Below are 20,123 nucleotides of genomic sequence, written 5' to 3'. Positions count from 1 at the left end.
GGAGTCGACCACCAATGGAATTCACGACAGCAGGAGTCGTCGGAGCCGGCGTCATGGGCGTCGGCGTCGCGCAGAACCTCGCCCAGACCGGCCACCGCGTCGTCCTGGTCGACGTCTCCGAGGAGATCCTTGAGAACGCGCGCAAGGAGCTGCGCAGCAGCCTGCGGGCCTTCGCGATGTTCAACCGCAAGGCCGCGGTGGACCCCGCCGAGGTCTTCGAGAAGATCGAGTTCACGACCGACTACGAGCTGCTCGCCAAGGCGGACTTCGTCGTCGAGAACGTGACCGAGGAATGGGCGATCAAGGAGAAGGTCTACAAGGAGCTCGACCGGATCTGCCGGCCCGAGGTCGTCTTCGCCGTCAACACCTCGGCCATCTCCATCACCCGGGTCGGCTCGGTCACCAGCCGCCCCGAGCGCGTCGTCGGCATGCACTTCATGAACCCGGTGCCGCTCAAGCCCATGGTCGAGGTCATCCGCGGCCACCACACCACCCCCGAGACGATCGACACCGCCCGCCGCTTCCTCGCGGAGCTGGGCAAGGAGTGCATCGTCGTCGAAGACGTCCCGGGCTTCGTCTCCAACCGCGTCCTGATGCTCACCATCAACGAGGCCGTCTTCCTGGTGCAGGACGGGGTCGCGCCGCCGGCCGACGTCGACCGCATCTTCAAGACCTGCTTCGACCACAAGATGGGCCCGCTCGAGACGGCCGACCTCATCGGCCTCGACACCATCCTGAAGTCGGTCGAGGTGCTCTACGAGAGCTTCAACGACAGCAAGTACCGGCCGGCGCCCCTGCTCAAGAAGATGGTCGCCGCGGGCCTGCTGGGCCGGAAGAGCGGCCAGGGATTCCACACGTACCGCTGACCGGGCGCCGCGCGGGCCCCGGCTGCGGCCGCCCGCGCCCGCGCACCCTCCCCCCGCCCCCTTCCCCGTACCGAAGACGACAGGACGGAACGAGATGAGCACGGACAACAAGGCCAGGATCGCGGAGTACCTCTCCCGCTTCATCCCGGTGCAGGACCTCAAGGACGACCAGGACATCTTCGAGCTCAGCTTCGTCAGCTCGATGTTCGCGATGCAGCTCGTCTCCTTCGTGGAGCACGAGTTCGGCATCACCGTCGAGAACGAGGACCTGGAGCTGGAGTACTTCCGCTCCATCAGCGCCCTCGACGCGTTCGTCAGCCGCAAGCTGGCCGCGTCGGTCCCCCAGTAGGCCGAGCGGAGCCGACCCCAGATGACGACGATGCTCACCGCGGAGCAGGCGCAGGCCCAGAAGGAGTTCCGGGCCTTCGCCGACACCCGTGTCGCCCCGTACGCCGACGCATGGCACCGGGCCCAGCGCACCCCGCCGGAGGCCGTCCGGCTGCTCGCCGACGAGGGCCTGCTCGGGCTGCCGGTCCCGGCCGAGTACGGCGGCGGCGGGAGCGACGCGGTGACGCTCGGCCTGCTCGCGGCCGAGCTCGGCCGTGCCTGCTCCTCGCTGCGCAGTCTGCTGACCGTGCACACGATGGTGGCGCACGCCGTCGCCCGCTGGGGCACCCGCGCCCAGAAGGACCTCTGGCTGCCCCGGCTCGCCCGCGGGGAGCGCGTCGCCGCGCTCGCCGTGTCCGAGCCGGGCACCGGCAGCGACGCCTCCGCCGTCACCACGCGGGTCACCCGCGACGGCGAGGACTGGATCCTCGACGGCCACAAGAAGTGGATCACGTACGGCGAGACCGCCGACCTGTTCCTCGTCGTCGGACGCGGCGAACAGGGCCCCACCGCCCTGCTCGTCGAACGCGACACCCCGGGCCTGCGCACCGAGCTGATCGAGGACATGATCGGCATCCGCGCCTCGATGACCGCCCACGTGTACTTCGACAACTGCCGCGTCCCCGGCGAGAACCTGCTGGCCCGCCCGGGCCTGGGCGTCTCCCACGTGACCGGCGCGGCCCTGGACCTCGGCCGGTACACGGTGGGCTGGGGCTGCGTCGGCATCCTCGACGCCTGCCTGGACGCCAGCACCGACTACGCGGCCGAGCGCGTCCAGTTCGGCGTACCGATCCGGGAGCACCAGCTGGTCCGCCGCATGATCAGCGAGATGTACACCTCCGCGCGGGCGGCCCGGCTGCTGAGCCTGGAGGCCGGCCGGCTGCGCGACGCCCGCGACCCGGGGGCCCTGGCCGCCACCTCGACCGCCAAGTACTTCGCCTCCACCGCCGCGGCCCGCGCCGCCACCGACGCCGTGCAGATCCACGGCGCGAACGGCTGCGGCCCCGACTACCCCGTACAGCGCCTGCTCGGTGACACCAAGGTCATGGAGGTCATCGAGGGCAGCTCCCAGCTCCACCAGGTCGGCCTCGCCGAGTACGCCTTCCAGGAGCGGGCCCCGTTCCGCCGCACCCCCGCCGCCGCAGCCCGTGGAAGTGAGTGACCGATGACGACGACCACCGAGACGACGACCACCGAGACGACGACCGGCGCCGCCGAGACGACCGCCGCCGCGCCGAAGGCGGCGACCACCGTCAAGTGCGTGGTGTGGGACCTCGACAACACCGTCTGGGACGGCGTCCTGCTGGAGGACGCCCAGGTCACCCTGCGCCCCGGCGTGGTGGAGACCCTGCGGATCCTCGACGAGCGCGGCATCCTGCACTCCGTCGCCAGCCGCAACGACCACGCCGCGGCCATGGCCAAGCTGGAGGAGTTCGGCATCGCCGAGTACTTCCTCTACCCGCAGATCAACTGGGGCAACAAGTCCGAGTCCGTGCAGGCCGTCGCCAAGGCGATCAACATCGGCATCGACACGCTCGCCTTCGTCGACGACCAGCCCTTCGAACGCGACGAGGTCGCCTTCGCCCACCCCCAGGTGCGCTGCATCGACGCCCTCGACGCCGCCGGCATCCCGGACCTGCCCGAGATGCACCCCCGGTTCGTCACCGCCGACTCCCGCGAGCGCCGCCACCTCTACCGGGCCGACGCGCAGCGCAACGCCGCCGAGGAGTCCCACGAGGGCACCTCGGAGGAGTTCCTCGCCTCGCTCGGCATGCGCTTCACCATCGACCCCGCCGAGGAGCGCGACCTCCAGCGCGCCGAGGAGCTGACGGTCCGTACGAACCAGCTCAACGCCACCGGCTACACCTACTCCTACGAGGAGCTCGACGCCTTCCGCCGCTCCCCGGACCACGACCTGCTGGTCGCCGGCCTGGAGGACAAGTACGGCACCTACGGCAAGATCGGCCTCTCGCTGGTGGAGCGCGGCGACGGCGTGTGGACCGTCAAGCTGCTGCTGATGTCCTGCCGCGTCATGTCCCGCGGGGTCGGCTCCGTCCTGCTCGGCCACCTGATCCGCGAGGCCCACCGGGCCGGGGCCAAGCTGCGCGCCGAGTTCGTGCCCACCGACCGCAACCGGACCATGTACATCACCTACAAGTTCGCCGGCTTCCGCGAGATCGCGAAGAAGGGCGACATCTCGGTGCTGGAGAACGACTTCTCCCGGATCCCCGAGTTCCCCCCGTACATGGACGTCACGCTCGGGAACTGACCCGGCCCCGCACCCCCTCCCCTTCCCCCAGACCCCTTACGGCAGTGCCACAGAACGAGACGGATGGCCAAGATGAGCGCCCAGGCGAACGAGGACCGGCTCCGGCGGGCCATGGCTGCGGTGATCCAGCTGCAGCAGCGCAACGCCGAGCTGGAGAACGAGCGGCACGAGCCGGTGGCGGTCGTCGCCATGGCCTGCCGGCTCCCGGGCGGCGTCACCACGCCCGAGGAGTTCTGGGAGCTGCTGGCCGCCGGCCGTGACGCCATCGGCCCGCTGCCCGCGCGCTGGGACGGGCTGGACCTGTACGACCCGGACCCGACGGCGACCGGCAAGAGCTACGCGCAGGAGGGCGGATTCCTCGACGGGCTCGAGGAGTTCGACGCCGACTTCTTCGGGATCTCCCGGCGCGAGGCCGTCTCCATGGACCCGCAGCAGCGGCTCGTCCTGGAGGCCTCCTGGGAGGCGCTGGAGCGGGCCGGGCTGCGCCCCGACGCGATGGCCGGCAGCCGCACCGGCGTCTACCTGGGCGCCATGCGCTCCGACTACGACACCGGCAACGCCCCCCTGGAGGTCCTCGACGGCTACCAGGGCACCGGCATCTCCGGCAGCGTCGTCTCCGGCCGGATCAGCTACGCGCTCGGCCTGCAGGGCCCGGCCCTGACCATCGACACCGCCTGCTCCTCCTCGCTGGTCGCCATCCACTCGGCGGTCGCGGCGCTGCGCGGCGGCGACTGCGAACTGGCCCTGGCCGGCGGCGTCACCGTGATGAGCTCGCCCGCCATGTACGTGGAGTCCAGCCGGCTCGGCGCGATGGCGCCCGACGGGCGCTGCAAGAGCTTCTCCGCCCAGGCCGACGGCGCCATCTGGTCCGAGGGCGTCGGCATCCTCGTCCTGAAGAAGCTGTCCGCGGCCCGCCGCGACGGCGACCCGGTGCTCGCGGTGATCCGCGGCTCGGCCGTCAACCAGGACGGCCGCAGCCAGGGCCTGACCGCCCCCAACGGGCCCGCGCAGCAGCGGGTGATCCGCGACGCGCTCGACTCCGGCCGCCTCACCCCCGCCGACATCGACGCGATCGACGCGCACGGCACCGGCACCCCGCTCGGCGACCCCATCGAGGCCGGCGCCCTGGCCGAGGTGTTCGGTCCCGGACGCGACGGGGAGCGGCCCGTGTGGCTCGGCTCCTCCAAGTCGAACCTCGGCCACACCCAGGCCGCCGCCGGTGTCGTCGGCGTGATGAAGATGATCCTCGCGCTGCGCCACGAGGCGCTGCCGCCCACGCTGCACGCCGCCGAGCCGAGCCCGCAGATCCCGTGGGAGGACAGCGGCCTGCGGCTCGTCCAGGAACTGCGGCCGTGGCAGCGCGGCGAGCGGGTGCGCCGGGCGGGCGTGTCCTCGTTCGGCATCAGCGGCACCAACGCCCACGTCATCGTCGAGGAGGCCCCCGCCCCGGCCCCCGCCGAGGCCGAGCCCGAAGCCCCCTCCGCCGAGCCCGCCCCGGCCGGCGCCCCGGCCACCGCGGGCCCCCGCCCGCTGCTGCTCTCCGGCTTCGACACGGCGGCGCTGCGCGCCCAGGCCGGCCGCTGGGCCGACTGGCTCACCGCCCGCCCCGACGCGCACTGGCCCGACGTGCTGCGCACCGCGGCCCTGCACCGCACCCCGCTGGAGGCCCGTGCCGGCGTCCTGGCGGCCGGCCCGGCGGAGGCCGCCGAGGCCCTCACCGCCCTCGCCGCGGGCCTGCCGCACCCCGCCGTCACCTCCGCGACCGCCCGCGAGCGCGGCAAGGCGGTCTTCGTCTTCCCCGGCCAGGGCTCGCAGTGGCTCGGCATGGGCCGCGAACTCCTGGAGCAGAGCCCGGTGTTCCGGGACGCCGTCCAGGAGTGCGACGAGGCCCTCGCCCCGTGGACGGGCTGGTCCGTCGCGGACTTCCTGCGCGGCGAGGCCGACCCCGAACTCACCCTGGAGCGCATCGACGTACTCCAGCCCGCCCTGTTCGCCGTGATGATCGGCCTGGTCGCCGTCTGGCGCTCGCTCGGCGTGGAGCCGGCCGCCGTGGTGGGCTCCAGCCAGGGCGAGGTCCCCGCCGCCGTCGTCAGCGGCGCCCTCTCCCTCGCCGACGGCGCCCGGCTGACCGCCCTGCGCTCCCAGGGCCAGCTGCGCCACTGCAGCGGCCGCGGCGCGATGGCGCTGGTCGAGCTGCCCGTGGCGCGCACCCGCGAGCTCATCGAGCCGTACGGGGCCGCCCTGTCGGTGGCCGTGGTCAACACCGCCGGTTCCACCGTGGTCTCCGGTGACGTGGACGCCGTGGAACGGCTGCTGGCCGAGCTGGAGGGCGGCGACGTCTTCTGCCGCCGCATCCAGTCCGACACCGCCGGGCACAGCGCGCACATCGACCCGATGCTGCCCTGGCTCGCCGAACAGCTGGCCGACCTGCGCCCCGGCGCGGCCACCGTGCCGTTCTACTCGACGGTGACCGGCGCCGTCGTCGAAGGACCCGCACTCGACGGCGGCTACTGGTGCCGCAACGTGCGCGAGACCGTCCGCATGGACCTCGCGCTGGCCCAGCTCGTCGCCGACGGCCACGGCGTGTTCGTCGAGATATCCCCGCACCCCGTCCTCGGGATGCCCCTGACCAGCGCCACCGCCGACAGCGACGGCGCCGTCGTCGGCAGCCTGCGCCGCGACCAGGGCGGCCTCGACCAGCTGCTGCGCTCGCTCGGCGCCCTGCACACCCAGGGCTACGAGGCCGACTGGACGCGGGTGTTCGCCCCCGCCGACGGCTCCGCGGCCCGGCTCGCCGACCTGCCGACGTACGCCTTCCAGCGCAAGGCCTACTGGACCGACGTCCCCGGCTACCGCCGCCTCGACGAGGCCGAGATCGCGGCCCTGGGCCGCGCCGGCCAGGACACCGCGGCCGAGGACGCCACCGGCCCGGCCGCCCTGCGCGCCCGCCTCGCCGCCCTCGGCGACGGCGAACGCCTCGAAGCCCTCACCGACCTCGTCCGGCGCGAGGCGGCCGCCGTCCTCGGCGCCACCGAGCCCGTCCCGGCCGGGAAGCGGCTCCAGGAGCTCGGCCTCGACTCGATCATGGCGCTCCAGCTCCGCAACCGGCTGACCGAGCTGACCACCGCCACCCTGCCGGCGAACCTCGCCTTCCAGCACCCCACCGCGCAGGACATCGGCGCGTATCTCATCGAGCACGCCCTGGTCGCGCACGCCCCCGGCGTCCTGGAGAGCGCACCCACCACGGCCCTGGCCCGCTCCGAGGGACGCGGCGAGCACCCGGCGACCGACGGCCAGCGCCGGCTCTGGTTCCTGGAGCAGCTGCGCCCCGGCAGCGCCGAGTACCACACCCCCCTCGTGCTGCGCACCGCGGAGCGGCTCGACCCCGCCGCCCTGCGCTCCGCCCTGACCTGGGTGACGGCGCGCCACGAGGCGCTGCGCACCTCGCTGGCGGCCCGCGACGGGGCCCTGGTCCAGGTCGTCCGGGCCGCGGAGGAGCCGCCGTTCACCCACGAGGACCTCAACCACCTCGACGCGCGGGAGCTCGACGCCCGGGTGCGCGAGGAGGAGCGCCGGCCGATGCCGCTGGACGGCCCCGGCCTGCTGCGCTGCCTGCTCGCCGACACCCACGACGGCGGCCAGCTGATCGGCATCTTCCTGCACCACGCCGTCACCGACGGCTGGTCCCTGTCCGTCTTCACGCAGGAGCTCTTCGCCGCCTACACCGCCTACGCGGCCGGCACCGCCCCCGAGGTCCCCGAACCCGCCTTCCAGCTCGGCGACTTCGCCGCCTGGGAGCAGCGCGCCCTCGACGAGGGCCACTTCGCCGAGGGCCTGCGGGTGATCGGCGAGCGGCTCACCGGCGCGGGCCGCCTCGAACTGCCCGCCGCCGACGGCGAGAGCGAGGGCGGCACCACCGGATTCACCCTGCCCGCCGCCCTGCGCACCCGCGTCGAGGAGCTGGCCACCCGTACCGGGGTCACCCCCTACACCGTGTACGCGAGCGCCTTCGCGGTCCTGCTGGCCCGCACCACCGGCTCGTACGACTTCGGCCTCGGCACCGTCTGGGCCAACCGCCAGCTCCCCGGCACCGAGGGCCTGCTCGGCTTCCTCGTCACCACCCTGCCGCTGCGCTGCGAGCTGACCGGCGACCCCGCCTTCGAGCAGGTCCTGGCGGCGACCGGGCCGCGCGTCCTGGAACTGATGGAGCACCAGGACCTGCCGCTGACCGAGCTGGTCAAGGCCGTCGGCGGCGAACGCACCGGCGAGGACAACCCGCTGTTCAGCGCCGTCTTCAACTACCGGGCGAGCGCGCTGCCCCCGCTCGGCGAGGGAAGCGCCGCCTGGCTGCCGTCCGGGGACGCCGCCGTGGGCGGCGGCCCGCGCGGGGTGGCCAAGTCGGCCGTCGGCCTGACCCTGGCCCCCGACGGCGAGGGACTGGTCGGCGAGGTGGAGTTCCTGCCCGGCGTCCTCGGCGCCGGGGCGGCCGCCCGCCTCGCGGACAACTTCCGCACCCTGCTGGAGTCGGCCGTCGCCGATCCGGCCCTGCCGATCGGCGAGCTGGAGCTGATCTCCGGCGAGGAGCTGGCCTGGCTGGAGGAGCGCGGCGGCCGGGTGACGGGCGGGGCCGCCGGCCCCACCGCCCTGGAGCGGATCCTCGCCCAGGCCCGCCGCACCCCCGACGCGCCCGCGCTCGTCGACGGCGGCCGCACCCGGACCTACCGGCAGGTCGTGGCGCGGGCGGCGGCGATGGCCGGCCACCTGCGCTCCGCCGGAGCCGGCCCCGGCACGCTCGTCGGCATCCACCTGCCGCGCTCGGCGGACCTCGTGGTGTCGGTGCTCGCGACCTGGCTCGCGGGCGGCGCGTACGTACCGCTGGACCCGGAGTACCCCAAGGCCCGCCTGGAGCACGTGATCCGCGACAGCGGCCTGTCGCTGGTGGTCTCCACCCGCGACGGCTCGCCCGAGATCGCCTCCGACGACGTCGCCGTACTGCTGGCCGACGCGCTGGCGGAGGACACGGACCGGGGCGGCATCCCGGAGGACCCGGACACGCTCCCCGGCCTGTCCGGCCTCGCGTACGTCATCTACACCTCGGGCTCCACCGGCCTGCCCAAGGGCGTCCAGCTGGAGCACGCCCAGTTCGCCACCTTCTGCACGGCCATGGACGAGCGGGTCGGCGGCGGCCCCGGCGACACCTGGCTCGCCGTCACCAGCCTCTCCTTCGACATCTCCACGCTGGAACTGCTGTGGACCCTGACCCGGGGCTACCGGGTCGTCGTGGGCCGCGGCGGCCCGGCCGGCTGGGCCGACTACCTCCCGTACGCGCCCACCCATCTGCAGTGCACGCCCTCGCTGGCCCGCATGCTGCTGGCCGACGCCGACGGCCGCTCCCTCGTCCAGGGCCTGAACCGGATGCTGGTCGGCGGCGAGGCCCTGGACCGGGGCCTGGCCCGCAAGCTGGACCGGCTGTGCCCCGGCGGCCTGATGAACATGTACGGGCCGACGGAGACCACCGTGTGGTCGGCGGCCTGGGACGCGGTACCGGGCGAGGTCTCGCTCGGCCGGCCGCTGCACGGCAACCTGCTGTACGTCCTGGACGCGGCCGGACGCCGGGCGCCGCGCGGCGCCCGCGGCGAGCTGTTCATCGGCGGCCTCGCCGTCGCCCGCGGCTACCTCAACCGGCCCGAGCTCGACGCCGAACGCTTCCTGCCCGACCCGTTCGCCGGGGACGGCGCCCGCATGTACCGCACCGGGGACGTCGTGCGCTACCGGGCCGACGGCTCCCTGGAGTTCTGCGGCCGCGCCGACGCGCAGGTCAAGCTGCGCGGCCACCGCATCGAACTCGGCGAGATCGAGGCCGTCGCCGCCGAGCACACCGCCGTCGCCGAGGCCGCCGCGGTGGTCCGCGAGGACGTACCGGGCGACCCCCGGCTGTGCCTGTACCTCACCGCGGCCCCGGGCCGCACCGTCGCCGACGAGGAGCTGCTCGCCGCGCTCGCCGGGCGGCTGCCCGCCTACATGGTTCCGTCCCGGCTGGTCCACCTCGCCGAACTGCCGCACACGCCCAACAAGAAGGTCGACCGGAACGCCCTGCTGCGCCTGGACGCCCCGGCGCCGGCCGCCGCGGCCGCCCGCGCCGCCGACGGCCGGGAGGCGGCGGGCGAGGGCGGCATCGAGTCGCTGGTGTCCGGTGCCTGGGCCGACGTGCTCGGCATCCCCGCCGTCGACCCCGACAAGGGGATCTTCGACCTCGGCGCCAACTCCATGAGCGCCCTGGAAGCCCACAAGCTCATCTGCGCGGGCCTGGGCCGGGAGTTCCCGCTCTCCACCCTCTTCCGCTACCCGACCGTCCGCCAGCTCACCGCCTACCTGCGGGACGGCTCCCACGCCACGCTCGCCCGGCTGGGGGTACCCCCAGCGGTAGCTGGGGGAGCCTCCGCGGCGCACCGCGAACGCTCCGGCGAGGACGCCGTCGCCATCGTCGGCATGGCCTGCAAGCTGCCCGGCGCACCCGACATAGACACCTTCTGGCGCAACCTGCGCGACGGCGTCGAGTCGATCACCCACTTCACCGACGAGGAACTGCGCGCGGCCGGCGCCACCGAGGAGGAGCTCGCCGACCCGGCCTACGTCCGCTCCCGCGGCCTGATCGACGGCGCCGACCTCTTCGACGCGGCCTTCTTCGACTACTCGCCCGCCGAGGCCGAGGTCATGGACCCGCAGCACCGGCTGTTCCTCGAAGCCGCCTGGCAGGCCCTGGAGCACTCCGGGATCGTGCCGTCCGCGTTCGACGGCAACGTGGCCGTCTTCGGCGGCACCGGCTTCGGCGGCTACCACCAGGACGCCTCGGGCGACCTGTCCTCCTTCTACCGCTCGATGATCGGCAACAAGAACGACTACCTGGCCACCCGCGTCGCCCACAAGCTCGACCTGCGCGGACCCGCCCTCTCCGTCCAGACCGCCTGCTCCACCGGCCTGGTCGCCGCCCACCTCGCCCGCGAGAGCCTGCTGCGCGGCGAGTCCGACGTCGCCCTGGTCGGCGCCTCCTCGCTGACGATCCCGCTCAAGCGCGGCTTCGTCCACCAGCCGGGCCTGGTCGTCTCCCCGGACGGCAAGTGCCGCGCCTTCGACGAGAAGGGCGCGGGCACCGTCTTCGGCAGCGGCGTCGGCATGCTCGTCCTGCGCCGGCTCTCCGACGCCGTCGAGGCCGGGGACACCGTGTACGCCGTACTGCGCGGCAGCGCCGTCAACAACGACGGCGCCGCCAAGGCCGGCTTCACCGCGCCGAGCGTCCAGGGACAGGCGTACGTGATCGCCGAGGCCCAGGCCTCGGCGGGCGTCACCCCGGACAGCGTCGGCCTGATCGAGGCGCACGGCACCGCCACCTCGCTGGGCGACCCCATCGAGGTGCAGGCCCTCCAGCAGGTCTTCGGCTCCGCCGAGCGCACCGAGCCCTGCGCGATCGGCTCGGTCAAGACCAACATCGGCCACGCGGACGCCACCGCGGGCATCGCGGGCCTCATCAAGGCCGCGCTGGCCGTGCACCACGGCGAGCTCGTGCCCAGCCTCAACTACGAGCACCCCAACCCGGAGATGGGCCTCGACCCGAACCTCTTCTACGTCAACACCGAGACCAAGCCCTGGCAGGAGGACGGACCGCGCCGCGCGGGCGTGTCCTCCTTCGGGATCGGCGGCACCAACGCCCACGTCGTCCTCGAACAGGCCCCGGACACCACCCCGGACACCACCCCGGACACGCCGCAGAAGGCGGCTGGAGCGGTCCCCGTCGTCCTGTCCGCCCGCACCGACGCCGCCCTGCGCGAGCAGGCCGGCCGCTGGGCCGACTGGCTGGAGCAGCACCCGCAGGTCCCGCTCGCCGACGTCGCCCGCACCGCGGCCCTGCGCCGCACCCACTTCGGCCACCGCGCCCTGGTCACCGCCGCCACCGCCGACGGGGCCGCCGCCGCGCTGCGCGCCCTCGCCGAGGACCGCTCGCACACCGACGCCGTCCGCGCCACCGCCCGCGGCCGCGGCCGCACCGTCTTCGTCTTCCCCGGCCAGGGCAGCCAGTGGGACGGCATGGGCGCCGCCCTGCTCGACCAGTCACCCGCCTTCGCGCGGACCGTCCGCGACTGCGACGCCCTGCTGGCACCCCAGCTCGGCTGGTCGGTCACCGACGTGCTGCGCGGGGCCGGCGGTCCCGAACTCTCCGCCCGCCGCCTGGACGTCGTACAGCCCGTCATGTTCACCATGTACGTCGCCCTCGCCGCCGCCTGGCGCGAGCTGGGCATCGAGCCCGACGCCGTGACCGGGCACAGCCAGGGCGAGGTCGCCGCCGCCGTCGTGGCCGGCGCGCTCACCCTGGACGAGGGCGCCCGGATCATGGCCGTGCGCAGCCGCGCCCTCCAGGCGGTCGCCGGGGTCGGCGCCATGGCCGTCGTCGAACTCCCGCTGGCACAGGTGGCGGAGCGGATCGCGCCGTACGGGGACGCCGTCTCCGTCGCCGCCGTCAACACCCCCACCTCCGTCGCCCTGTCCGGCGACGCCGACGCCATCGAGGACCTGCTCTTCGCCCTCGACGACGAGGACATCGTCTGCGGCAAGCTGGAGGCGCCCGTCGCCTCGCACAGCCACTGGATGGACGCCCTGCTCCCCGGCCTCGAGGCCGACCTCGCGGACCTGGCGCCCGCCTCCGGACGGCTGCCGTTCTACTCCACCGTCACCGGCACCCTGCTCGACGGCCGGGAGCTCGGCGCCGCCTACTGGTGCCGCAACCTGCGCGAACCCGTCCGCCTCGACCTCGCCCAGCAGCAGCTGATCGAGACCGGCCACGACGTGTTCATCGAGGTCGGCCCGCACCCCGTCCTCGCCATGCCGCTCACCGAGGGCAGCGCGGACGCCCTGGTGGCCGGCACCCTGCGGCGCGGCCACGGCGACCGCTCCGAACTCCTGCGCACCCTGGGCGAACTGCACACCCACGGCCACCGGGTGCCCTGGGAGCGGGTCTGGGCCGGCGACGGCGCCGCGAAGGCCGCCGCCAAGGTCGCCGAACTGCCCTCGTACGCCTTCCAGCGCCGCTCCTACTGGATCGACCCGCCGAAGGCCGAAGATGCCCCGCGCGCCGCCGCCGACCAGGCCTTCTGGGAGGCCGTCGGCGAGGAGGGCCCGGCCCGGCTGGCCGAGCTGCTCGACGCGCCCGACCGCCTGCGGGACGGCATCGGGGAACTGCTCCCGCTGCTGTCCGCCTGGTGGCAGCGCCAGGAGTCCCGCGAGACCGTCGCGGGCTGGCTGTACGAGGACGCCTGGGAGCTGTCCCCGGCGCCCGAAGGCCGGGCCGCCGCCCTGGCCGGGCCCTGGGCGCTGGTGACAACCGACGCCGAGACCGCGACGGCCGACGCCGTCGAGGACGCCCTGCGCGCCGCGGGGGCCACCCCCTACCGCATCGGGGCCACCGCCGACCGGGCCGCGCTCGGCGCGGCCCTGACCGCACTGCCCGAACCGCCCGCCGCCGTCCTCACCCTGGGCTCCCTCGACGCCGCCCCGGACGGCTCCGGCTCCACGGCGGGCTTCGCCACCACCCTCACCCTGCTCCAGGCCCTCGGCGACCTCGGGCTCGACGCCCCGCTGTGGGCGCTGACCCGCGGCGCGGCCGACACCGACGGCTCCGGCACCCCCGCACCGCTCCAGGCGCTGGTCACCGGCCTCGGCCGGGTCGCCGCCCTGGAGGACCCGCTGCGCTGGGGCGGCACCGTCGACCTGCCGGCCGACCCGCACCCGGGCTGGGCCGCGGCCCTGGTGGCCTGCCTCGCGGCGGGCGACCACGAGGACCAGGTGGCGCTGCGCGCCGACGGCCGCCACGTACGCCGCCTGCGGCGCACCGCCCCGCGCCCGGCGGGCACGTGGTCCACGGGCGGCACCGCGCTGATCACCGGCGGCCAGGGAGCCCTCGGCCTGCACCTGGCCCGGCGGCTCGCCGACCGCGGGGCCGAGCACATCGTGCTGGCCTCCCGCCGGGCCGCAGCCGCCCCCGAAACGGAGCTGCTGCGCACCGAACTCGCCGCCCGCGGCGTCGAACTCACCTTGGAACAGGCCGACATCAGCGACCGCGAGCAGACCGCCGCGCTGCTCGCCCGCACCGGCGACGCACGGCGCCCGCTGCGGACCGTGGCCCACCTGGCGGGCCTGTCCCGCCCGGCCGCGCTCGCCGGCCTCACCCCCGAGGCCGCCGCCGAGGAGAACGCGGCCAAGGTGCACGGCGCCTGGCACCTGCACGAGGCCCTCGCGGGCCGCGAGCTCGACGCGTTCGTGCTGTACGGCAGCGGCGCCAGCCTGTGGGGCGGCGCCGGGCAGGCCGCGTACGGAGCCGCCAACACGGCGCTCGACGCGCTTGCCCGCCACCGCAGGGCCCAGGGGCTCACCGCGACCGTCCTGCACTGGGGCGGCTGGGCCGGCGGTGGCATGGTCACCGCCGAGGCCGAACGGGCCGCCCGCTCCCGCGGCCTGCGCACCATGGCACCCGAACTCGCCCTGGACGCCCTCGACATCGCCCTCGGCGCGGGCCTGCCCGCGCTCGGCGTCGCCGACATCGACTGGACGGCGTTCGCCCCCGCCTACCGGGCGGCCCGCCCGCGCCCGCTGCTCGACACCCTGCCCGAGGCGCGCGAACCGGAAGCCGAGCAGGCCCCGGACGCCTCGGCCGGAGCGGAACTGCGCACGACCCTGGCCGGGCAGAGCCCCGAGGAACGCCAGGCCACGCTGACCGCCCTGGTCAAGGGCGAGGTCGCACCCGTCCTCGGCATGCCCGAGGCGGAACTGGACCAGGAGCGGCCGCTCCAGCAGCTGGGCCTGGACTCGCTGATGGCCGTCAAGGTCCGGGGCGGACTGACCCGCCGCACCGGCCTCGCCGTCACCACCGAGGCGATCCTGCGGCACGCCACCTGCGAGGGCATCGCCGCCCACCTCGGCGCCACCCTCGCCCCCGAAGGCAGCGCGCCCCAGGCCCCGGCCGCGGGCCGCGCAGGCCAGGACAACCCCTGGCTGCGCGTCCTCAAGCCGGCCGAGAACCCGCGGGCCCGGATCGTCTGCGTCGCCGGCATGGGCGGCACCACGGGCGGCCACGTGCCGCTGGTGCGCCACCTGCCCGACGACGTCGAACTCCTCGGCGTGCAGCTGCCGGGCCGCGAGGGCCGCGCCGACGAGGCACCCGTCACCGACATGATGGCCCTCGCCGACCAGGTCGTCGCCGCCCTCGCCGGCCGGCTCGCCCCGGACGCGGGCGGGGCGCCCGTCGTCCTGTACGGGCACAGCCAGGGCTCCTGGCTGGCCTGGGAGGTCGCCCACCGGCTCGCCCACCGGCCGGCCGTACCGCCCCTCGCCCTCGTCGCGGCCTGCGCGCTGCCGCCGCTGGCCCCGCTCACCCCCGGCCTCGACCGGCTCGGCGAGCTCACCGGGGACCTCGACGGCGCCGACCCGCGCGAACTGGCCGCGCTCCTGGAGGGGCTGCTGCCCGACGAGGTCCTCGCCAGCGAGGAACTGCTCGCCGAATACGTCCAGCGGCTGCGCACCGACACGGTCCTGGCCGAGAACCACCGGGCCGTGCTGCGCGGCACCACCCGCCCGGCCCTGGACGTACCGCTGTTCGCGGTGTCGGGCACCACCGACCCGGTGCTGCCCGAAGGGTCCATGGAGGTGTGGCGCGAGCTCACCGGCGCCCTCTACGTGCCCCGCGCCATCGAGGGATCCCACGCCGCGCCGATCACCAACCCCGAGGCCATGGCGGCCGAACTCATGAACGCGATCACCACGATCGCCACCAGCCTGGAGGAGAACCATGCCTGAGACCGTGCGCCCGGACGGGGCGCGGATCCACTACGAGGTGCGCGGCACCGGCTTCCCCGTCCTGCTCATCGGCCCCGGCGAGATCCCCGGCCAGTGCGACACCGAGCGGGCCGCCTTCACCGAGACCGCCGACGCCCTCGCCGGGCGGTTCCAGGTGATCACGGTCGACGCGCGCCACCAGGGCTCCAGCACCGGCCCCGCCGAGCCCTTCTGCTACGGACGCACCGCCGCCGACCTGATCGCCGTCCTCGACGAACTCGGCGTCGAGCGCGCCCACATCGCCGCCTCCGGCGCCGGCACCGCCCAGGCCTGGCGGCTGGTCCAGGACGCCCCCGAGCGGATCGCGTCCGTCGTCGCCCACGCACCCGTCGGCCTCGCCGAGGGCAACGGCTTCGGCGACTTCCTGGCGACCTTCGACGAGCCGATGCGCCTGCCCCGCGCCGAAGGCATCGAGGGCGTCATCGAGGAGGCCGGCCGCGGCGGCTTCGCGGACCGGCCCGGCGCCGGACCGTACGCCCGCCAGCTCCACGGCCTGCCCGAGTTCCGCGAGGAGATCCTGGCCCTGCGCCGGGAGCGCTACATCGTGCGCGTCGTCCGGTTCCGCGACGGCCTGTGGCCGCAGGGCTCCGCCTACTTCTCCGTACCGGAGGAGTGGATGACGGGCTTCCCCGCCCCGCTGCTGGTGCTGCCCGGCGACAGCACGCTGGCCCCCGCCGCGCTCGCCAAGCGGCTCGCCGCCGACGTGCCCGGCGCCCGCCTGCTCGACGGCGCCGCCGACACCGCCGACCGCCGGACGGAGACCCTTGCGGCGGTCGTCTCCTTCCTCCTCGAGACCACCGCACGCTGAAGGAGACGTACCGTCATGCTCACTCTCGACACGCTCGACATCACCGATGAGACCGCGTACGCCGCGAACGGCGGCTACCCGTACGCCGAGTTCGACCTGCTGCGCCGCGAGGAGCCGGTGTTCTGGTACCGGCGCCCCGGCTTCGAGCCGTTCTGGGTGCTGACCCGGCACGAGGACGTCGCGTACGTCTCGCGCAACCCGAAGCTCTTCTCCAGCGCCCAGCGCGTCACCCTGGACACCCCCGAAGCCGTGGAGATGTTCGAGGCCCAGCTGGAGGCGCGGGCCGAGATGTTCGGGCACGCCCCCGACATGCCGCCGGCCCTGTCGTACATGGACGCGCCGCGCCACCGCCACCTGCGCCAGGTCATGGCCCCCTGCTTCACGCCCAAGGCGATCAAGGAGCTGGAGGAGCGGTTCCACGAGCTCGCCGCCGAGTACGCGCAGGCCTTCACCCGCCTGCTCGACGAGGACGGCAGCACCGCGGACGTGGCCAAGAGCCTGTCCGCGCGGCTGCCCGTCGCGGCGATCTGCGAACTGGTCGGGGCGCCCCTGAAGGACTGGGACGACATCTTCGAGTGGACCGAGGGCACCACGGCCCCCGGCGACCCCGACAACCAGCGCGACGGCGAGGACGCCGAGGCCACCTTCGCCCGCAACATGGGCGCCCTCAACGGCTATGTCGCCGGCCTGGTCCAGCAGCGCATGGCCGAGATCGACGGCACCGGCACGGACGTCCTCAGCCGGCTGGCCCGGGCGCGCATCGAGGGGGAGGCGCTGTCCTTCCACGAGATCCTCTACACCATCTTCAACCTGCTGGTCGCGGGCATCGGCACCACCCGCAACGCGACGACCGGCGGCATCCAGGCCCTGCTGGAGCACCCCGACCAGGTGCGCAAGCTCATCGAGGACCCGTCGCTGATCGACGGCGCCGTCGAGGAGATCCTGCGCTGGACGTCGATCGCCGTGAACTTCGTGCGCACCGCCACCCAGGACACCGAGATCGGCGGCAAGCTCATCCGCAAGGGCGAGACGGTCGCCATGTGGTACCCGGCGGCCAACCGCGACGAGGCGGTCTTCGAGGACCCGTACCGCTTCGACGTGACCCGCGACGCCAGCGACCAGATCGCGTTCGGCGGACACGGCGAGCACGTCTGCCTGGGCCACCACCTGGCCCGGCTGGAGCTGCGGGCCGTCCTGCACGCCGTGCTGCCGCTGCTCCCGGAGCTGGAACTCGTGCGCAAGCCCGAGTTCGGTGTGCTCCACCTCCAGGCCGCGGAAATCAAGCGGCTTGTCGTACGACGCAAGGATCGGTGAAACACCCCATGTCCGAGACTTCAGCACCGCAGCCGCGGCCGGTACCGGTTTCCCTCCGGGAATTCGCGGCCGGGGACGAGTCCGACCTCAATGTGGTCGCCCCGTGGGTGGGCCCAGCGGTCGACGAGGAAACCGGAAAGCTGAAGGAGCCGCTGCGCAAGCGGCACCTGATCGCCACGTCCGTCGGCTGGCCGAAACCCGGACACGAGCCCGCCGCAATCGCCCTGAACGAGGCCATTCTCGCCGAGCTGTACGTCCGCCCCGGCCTGCTGGCCGTGACGCTCGCGATATCCGAGAAGAACTTCAACAGCACGCGGAGCCTCAGCATCTGGGAAGACGAAGAGGCGCTGAAGGGATTCCTGAAATCGGGTCCGCACATCGCGGCGGCACGTCAGGTGCGAGAGCTCATGTACGACTGGGAAGGTGCGAACTGGGAGTCCGAGGAAACCCTCGAACTGCCGACCTTCGACGATGCGAAAGCAAAACTCGACGAGGTCCGGGCGCCCGGCCCCAGCGCATTCGAGTCGTACGACGGGCACCGTCCCGCCTGAGATCACCGAGGACCGCTCGAGAGTCACTCGAGCCCCACTCGAGAACGACAAGACAAGGAGCAACCGCATGACCCTTACCGCCGAGGCGCCGGCGCAGCCGCTCACCACCCATTTCCTGCACCATTTCGACCTCGCCTACGGCATGGTGCTGGAGCTCGCCGAGGACTTCGACAACGAGACCGCGCGCCTCGCGCCGGCCCCGCACAAGCCGCTGGTCTGGTTCCTGGGGCACCTCATCTGCGCCACGGACTACTTCTCCACCCTGCACCAGGGCACCGAGTCCCTCGTCACCGAGGAGTTCTCCCGGCACTACGCGGGCAACGACAACAACGACTGGTCCTGGGGGCCTTCGCTGGCGGAGATGATCGAGCTCTACCAGCAGGTGCACGCGCGGATGCGGGCCTTCGTGGCCGGGCTGCGCCCCGAGGACCTCGACAGCGAGTCCCCGCTGGAGCCGTTCGGCGACGACCGGCTGAAGAACCTCGGCAAGGCGCTGTCCATCATCCAGATGCACGACGCCTACCACTGCGGGCAGATCGGCTGCCTGCGCGTCGCGCTCGGCAAGCCGGTGCCGTTCTAGCCACATCTCCGCCGGCTGGCCGGAAAGCTCCGGTATCCCGGATCCGCACGGATTCGGGATACCGGAGCCACTGCTACCGTGGCACACGGTTCGCCCGTACCGCGGTTCCAGGAAGAGGGGTTTTCATGCCTTCGCACATTGCGTTCTTCAATTTTCCGGCCATCGGCCACGTGAATCCGACGCTCGGCGTCGTCGAAGAACTGGTCAAGCGGGGGCATCGGGTCACCTGCACGGTGACCGACCACTTCGCACCCGCCATAGAAGCGATCGGCGCCGAGGCCGTCCGCTATGACTCCGTATTCGGTGAATTCTACCGCTCCCCCTACACGGAGGAGGCGAATGCGGGCGAGGGAATGCGCTGTCTCGACGACTCGACCGGTCTCGTCGAGCAGGTCGGCCCCTTCTACGAGAAGAACCGTCCCGATGTCATCGTCCACGACTTCATGTCGTGGGGCGCGCGTTTCTACGGCGCCAAGAACGACATCCCGCTCGTCCGGCTCTACCCCACCTACGGGGCCAATGAGCACTTCTCCATCCAGGAGAAGTTCCCGCTGGCCACATACGCCGACCCGCAGGTCATGGAAATGTTCGGCAAGCTCGCCGGCCTGCTCCCGGAATTCAACCTGCCGGCCGACCCCATGGCCTTCTTCCAGAACATCGAGAAGCTCGGCATCATCTTCCTGCCGCGCGACTTCCACTACGACGGCGACACCTTCGACGACCGGTTCGTCTTCGCGGGCCCCAGCCTCGGCGACCGCTCCTTCCAGGGCGCGTGGGAGCCCGCCTCCGCGGACCGCCCGGTCCTGCTGATCTCGCTCGGCACCGCGGCCACCGGCTGGGCCGAGTTCTTCCGCACGGCCGTCGCGGCGTTCGGCGACACCGAGTGGGACGTCGTCATGGCCGTCGGCGACCACATCGACGCCGCCGACCTCGGCCCGCTGCCCGCCAACTTCGACGTGCGCCGCCACGTGCCGCAGCTCGAAGTCCTGCGCCACGCCAAGCTGTTCGTCACGCACGGCGGCATGAACAGCGTCATGGAGTCCCTGTACAACGGGGTGCCCATGGTCGTGATCCCGCAGATGAACGAGCAGAAGGCCAACGCCCTGCGCGTCGACGAGCTCGGCCTGGGCCGCCACCTCACCAAGGAGGACACCACGGTCGACACCCTCCGCGAGGCCGTCGCCACCGTGGCCGCCGACACCGAGGCGACCGCCCGCGTCGCGAGCCTGGGCGAGGTCATGCGCCAGGTAGACGGCCCGGCGGTAGCCGCCGACGCCATCGAAAAGTTCCTCGCACAGCACGCGGGCTGACCTTCCGTCCCACCGCGCCCCAGCCCCCGGCCGTCCTTACGATGCTGTTGGTTTATTCGGGGTTCTACTTCGCCCCGTCGAGCTTCGGCTCGGCGGGGCGAAGTGCTGCGAAGTGGCTGGTGCGGGTGCGGGCCCTGCGTGTGTCGGTGAGGTGGGCG

General features: G+C 73.6%; 10 protein-coding genes. All 10 read left to right on the top strand.

Going from position 1 to position 20,123, the window contains the following annotated elements; translation table 11 throughout:
* Positions 1 to 14: 14 nt before the first annotated feature.
* The 10 genes from ACFWP3_RS09990 (at position 15) to ACFWP3_RS09945 (ending at position 19,965) form a co-directional block, all read left to right on the top strand.
* The gene (locus tag ACFWP3_RS09990; protein WP_215143814.1) at positions 15 to 866 is read left to right on the top strand and encodes a 3-hydroxyacyl-CoA dehydrogenase family protein; all 852 of its coding nucleotides are present in this window, start codon (positions 15 to 17) and stop codon (positions 864 to 866) included.
* A 94-nt stretch (positions 867 to 960) separates the two neighbouring features.
* On the top strand, positions 961 to 1,215 hold the full coding sequence (locus ACFWP3_RS09985) for an acyl carrier protein (RefSeq protein ID WP_069924400.1): 255 nt from the start codon (positions 961 to 963) through the stop codon (positions 1,213 to 1,215).
* Positions 1,216 to 1,236: 21 nt separating this feature from the next.
* Complete coding sequence (locus ACFWP3_RS09980) at positions 1,237 to 2,415, top strand: acyl-CoA dehydrogenase family protein (protein WP_384218269.1); 1,179 nt, start codon at positions 1,237 to 1,239, stop codon at positions 2,413 to 2,415.
* 3 nt (positions 2,416 to 2,418) lie between these two features.
* Positions 2,419 to 3,522, top strand: a complete 1,104-nt coding sequence (locus tag ACFWP3_RS09975) for an HAD-IIIC family phosphatase (RefSeq protein ID WP_384218266.1) — start codon at positions 2,419 to 2,421, stop codon at positions 3,520 to 3,522.
* 63 nt (positions 3,523 to 3,585) lie between these two features.
* Positions 3,586 to 15,363: an amino acid adenylation domain-containing protein gene (locus tag ACFWP3_RS09970; protein ID WP_384218264.1), complete on the top strand. Its 11,778-nt coding sequence runs from the start codon at positions 3,586 to 3,588 to the stop codon at positions 15,361 to 15,363.
* A complete protein-coding gene (locus tag ACFWP3_RS09965; RefSeq protein WP_384218261.1) occupies positions 15,356 to 16,210 on the top strand; it encodes an alpha/beta fold hydrolase in 855 nt (284 codons plus the stop codon). Before ACFWP3_RS09970 ends, ACFWP3_RS09965 begins: the two co-directional genes overlap by 8 nt.
* Before the next feature lie 15 nt (positions 16,211 to 16,225).
* Positions 16,226 to 17,524, top strand: a complete 1,299-nt coding sequence (locus ACFWP3_RS09960; protein WP_384218259.1) for a cytochrome P450 — start codon at positions 16,226 to 16,228, stop codon at positions 17,522 to 17,524.
* A complete protein-coding gene (locus ACFWP3_RS09955; RefSeq protein ID WP_384218257.1) occupies positions 17,521 to 18,075 on the top strand; it encodes an antibiotic biosynthesis monooxygenase in 555 nt (184 codons plus the stop codon). Before ACFWP3_RS09960 ends, ACFWP3_RS09955 begins: the two co-directional genes overlap by 4 nt.
* A gap of 67 nt (positions 18,076 to 18,142) precedes the next feature.
* Positions 18,143 to 18,655, top strand: a complete 513-nt coding sequence (locus ACFWP3_RS09950) for a DinB family protein (protein ID WP_384218255.1) — start codon at positions 18,143 to 18,145, stop codon at positions 18,653 to 18,655.
* Between the two features lie 125 nt (positions 18,656 to 18,780).
* The gene (locus tag ACFWP3_RS09945; RefSeq protein WP_384218252.1) at positions 18,781 to 19,965 is read left to right on the top strand and encodes a macrolide family glycosyltransferase; all 1,185 of its coding nucleotides are present in this window, start codon (positions 18,781 to 18,783) and stop codon (positions 19,963 to 19,965) included.
* The last annotated feature ends 158 nt before the right edge of the window (positions 19,966 to 20,123 follow it).

The organism is Streptomyces sp. NPDC058525 (assembly GCF_042719495.1).
In the GTDB taxonomy this organism is placed as follows: Bacteria; Actinomycetota; Actinomycetes; order Streptomycetales; family Streptomycetaceae; genus Streptomyces.
The sequence above is the reverse complement of the archived record's forward strand: the minus strand, read 5'-3'. Positions and strand labels throughout refer to the sequence as shown.

What these genes read in the sequence shown, in the direction of transcription:
- ACFWP3_RS09990 (WP_215143814.1), top strand. Translation starts at nt 15, where the DNA reads ATGGAATTCACGACAGCAGGAGTCGTCGGAGCCGGCGTCATGGGCGTC.
- ACFWP3_RS09985 (WP_069924400.1), top strand. Translation starts at nt 961, where the DNA reads ATGAGCACGGACAACAAGGCCAGGATCGCGGAGTACCTCTCCCGCTTC.
- ACFWP3_RS09980 (WP_384218269.1), top strand. Translation starts at nt 1,237, where the DNA reads ATGACGACGATGCTCACCGCGGAGCAGGCGCAGGCCCAGAAGGAGTTC.
- ACFWP3_RS09975 (WP_384218266.1), top strand. Translation starts at nt 2,419, where the DNA reads ATGACGACGACCACCGAGACGACGACCACCGAGACGACGACCGGCGCC.
- ACFWP3_RS09970 (WP_384218264.1), top strand. Translation starts at nt 3,586, where the DNA reads ATGGCCAAGATGAGCGCCCAGGCGAACGAGGACCGGCTCCGGCGGGCC.
- ACFWP3_RS09965 (WP_384218261.1), top strand. Translation starts at nt 15,356, where the DNA reads ATGCCTGAGACCGTGCGCCCGGACGGGGCGCGGATCCACTACGAGGTG.
- ACFWP3_RS09960 (WP_384218259.1), top strand. Translation starts at nt 16,226, where the DNA reads ATGCTCACTCTCGACACGCTCGACATCACCGATGAGACCGCGTACGCC.
- ACFWP3_RS09950 (WP_384218255.1), top strand. Translation starts at nt 18,143, where the DNA reads ATGACCCTTACCGCCGAGGCGCCGGCGCAGCCGCTCACCACCCATTTC.
- ACFWP3_RS09945 (WP_384218252.1), top strand. Translation starts at nt 18,781, where the DNA reads ATGCCTTCGCACATTGCGTTCTTCAATTTTCCGGCCATCGGCCACGTG.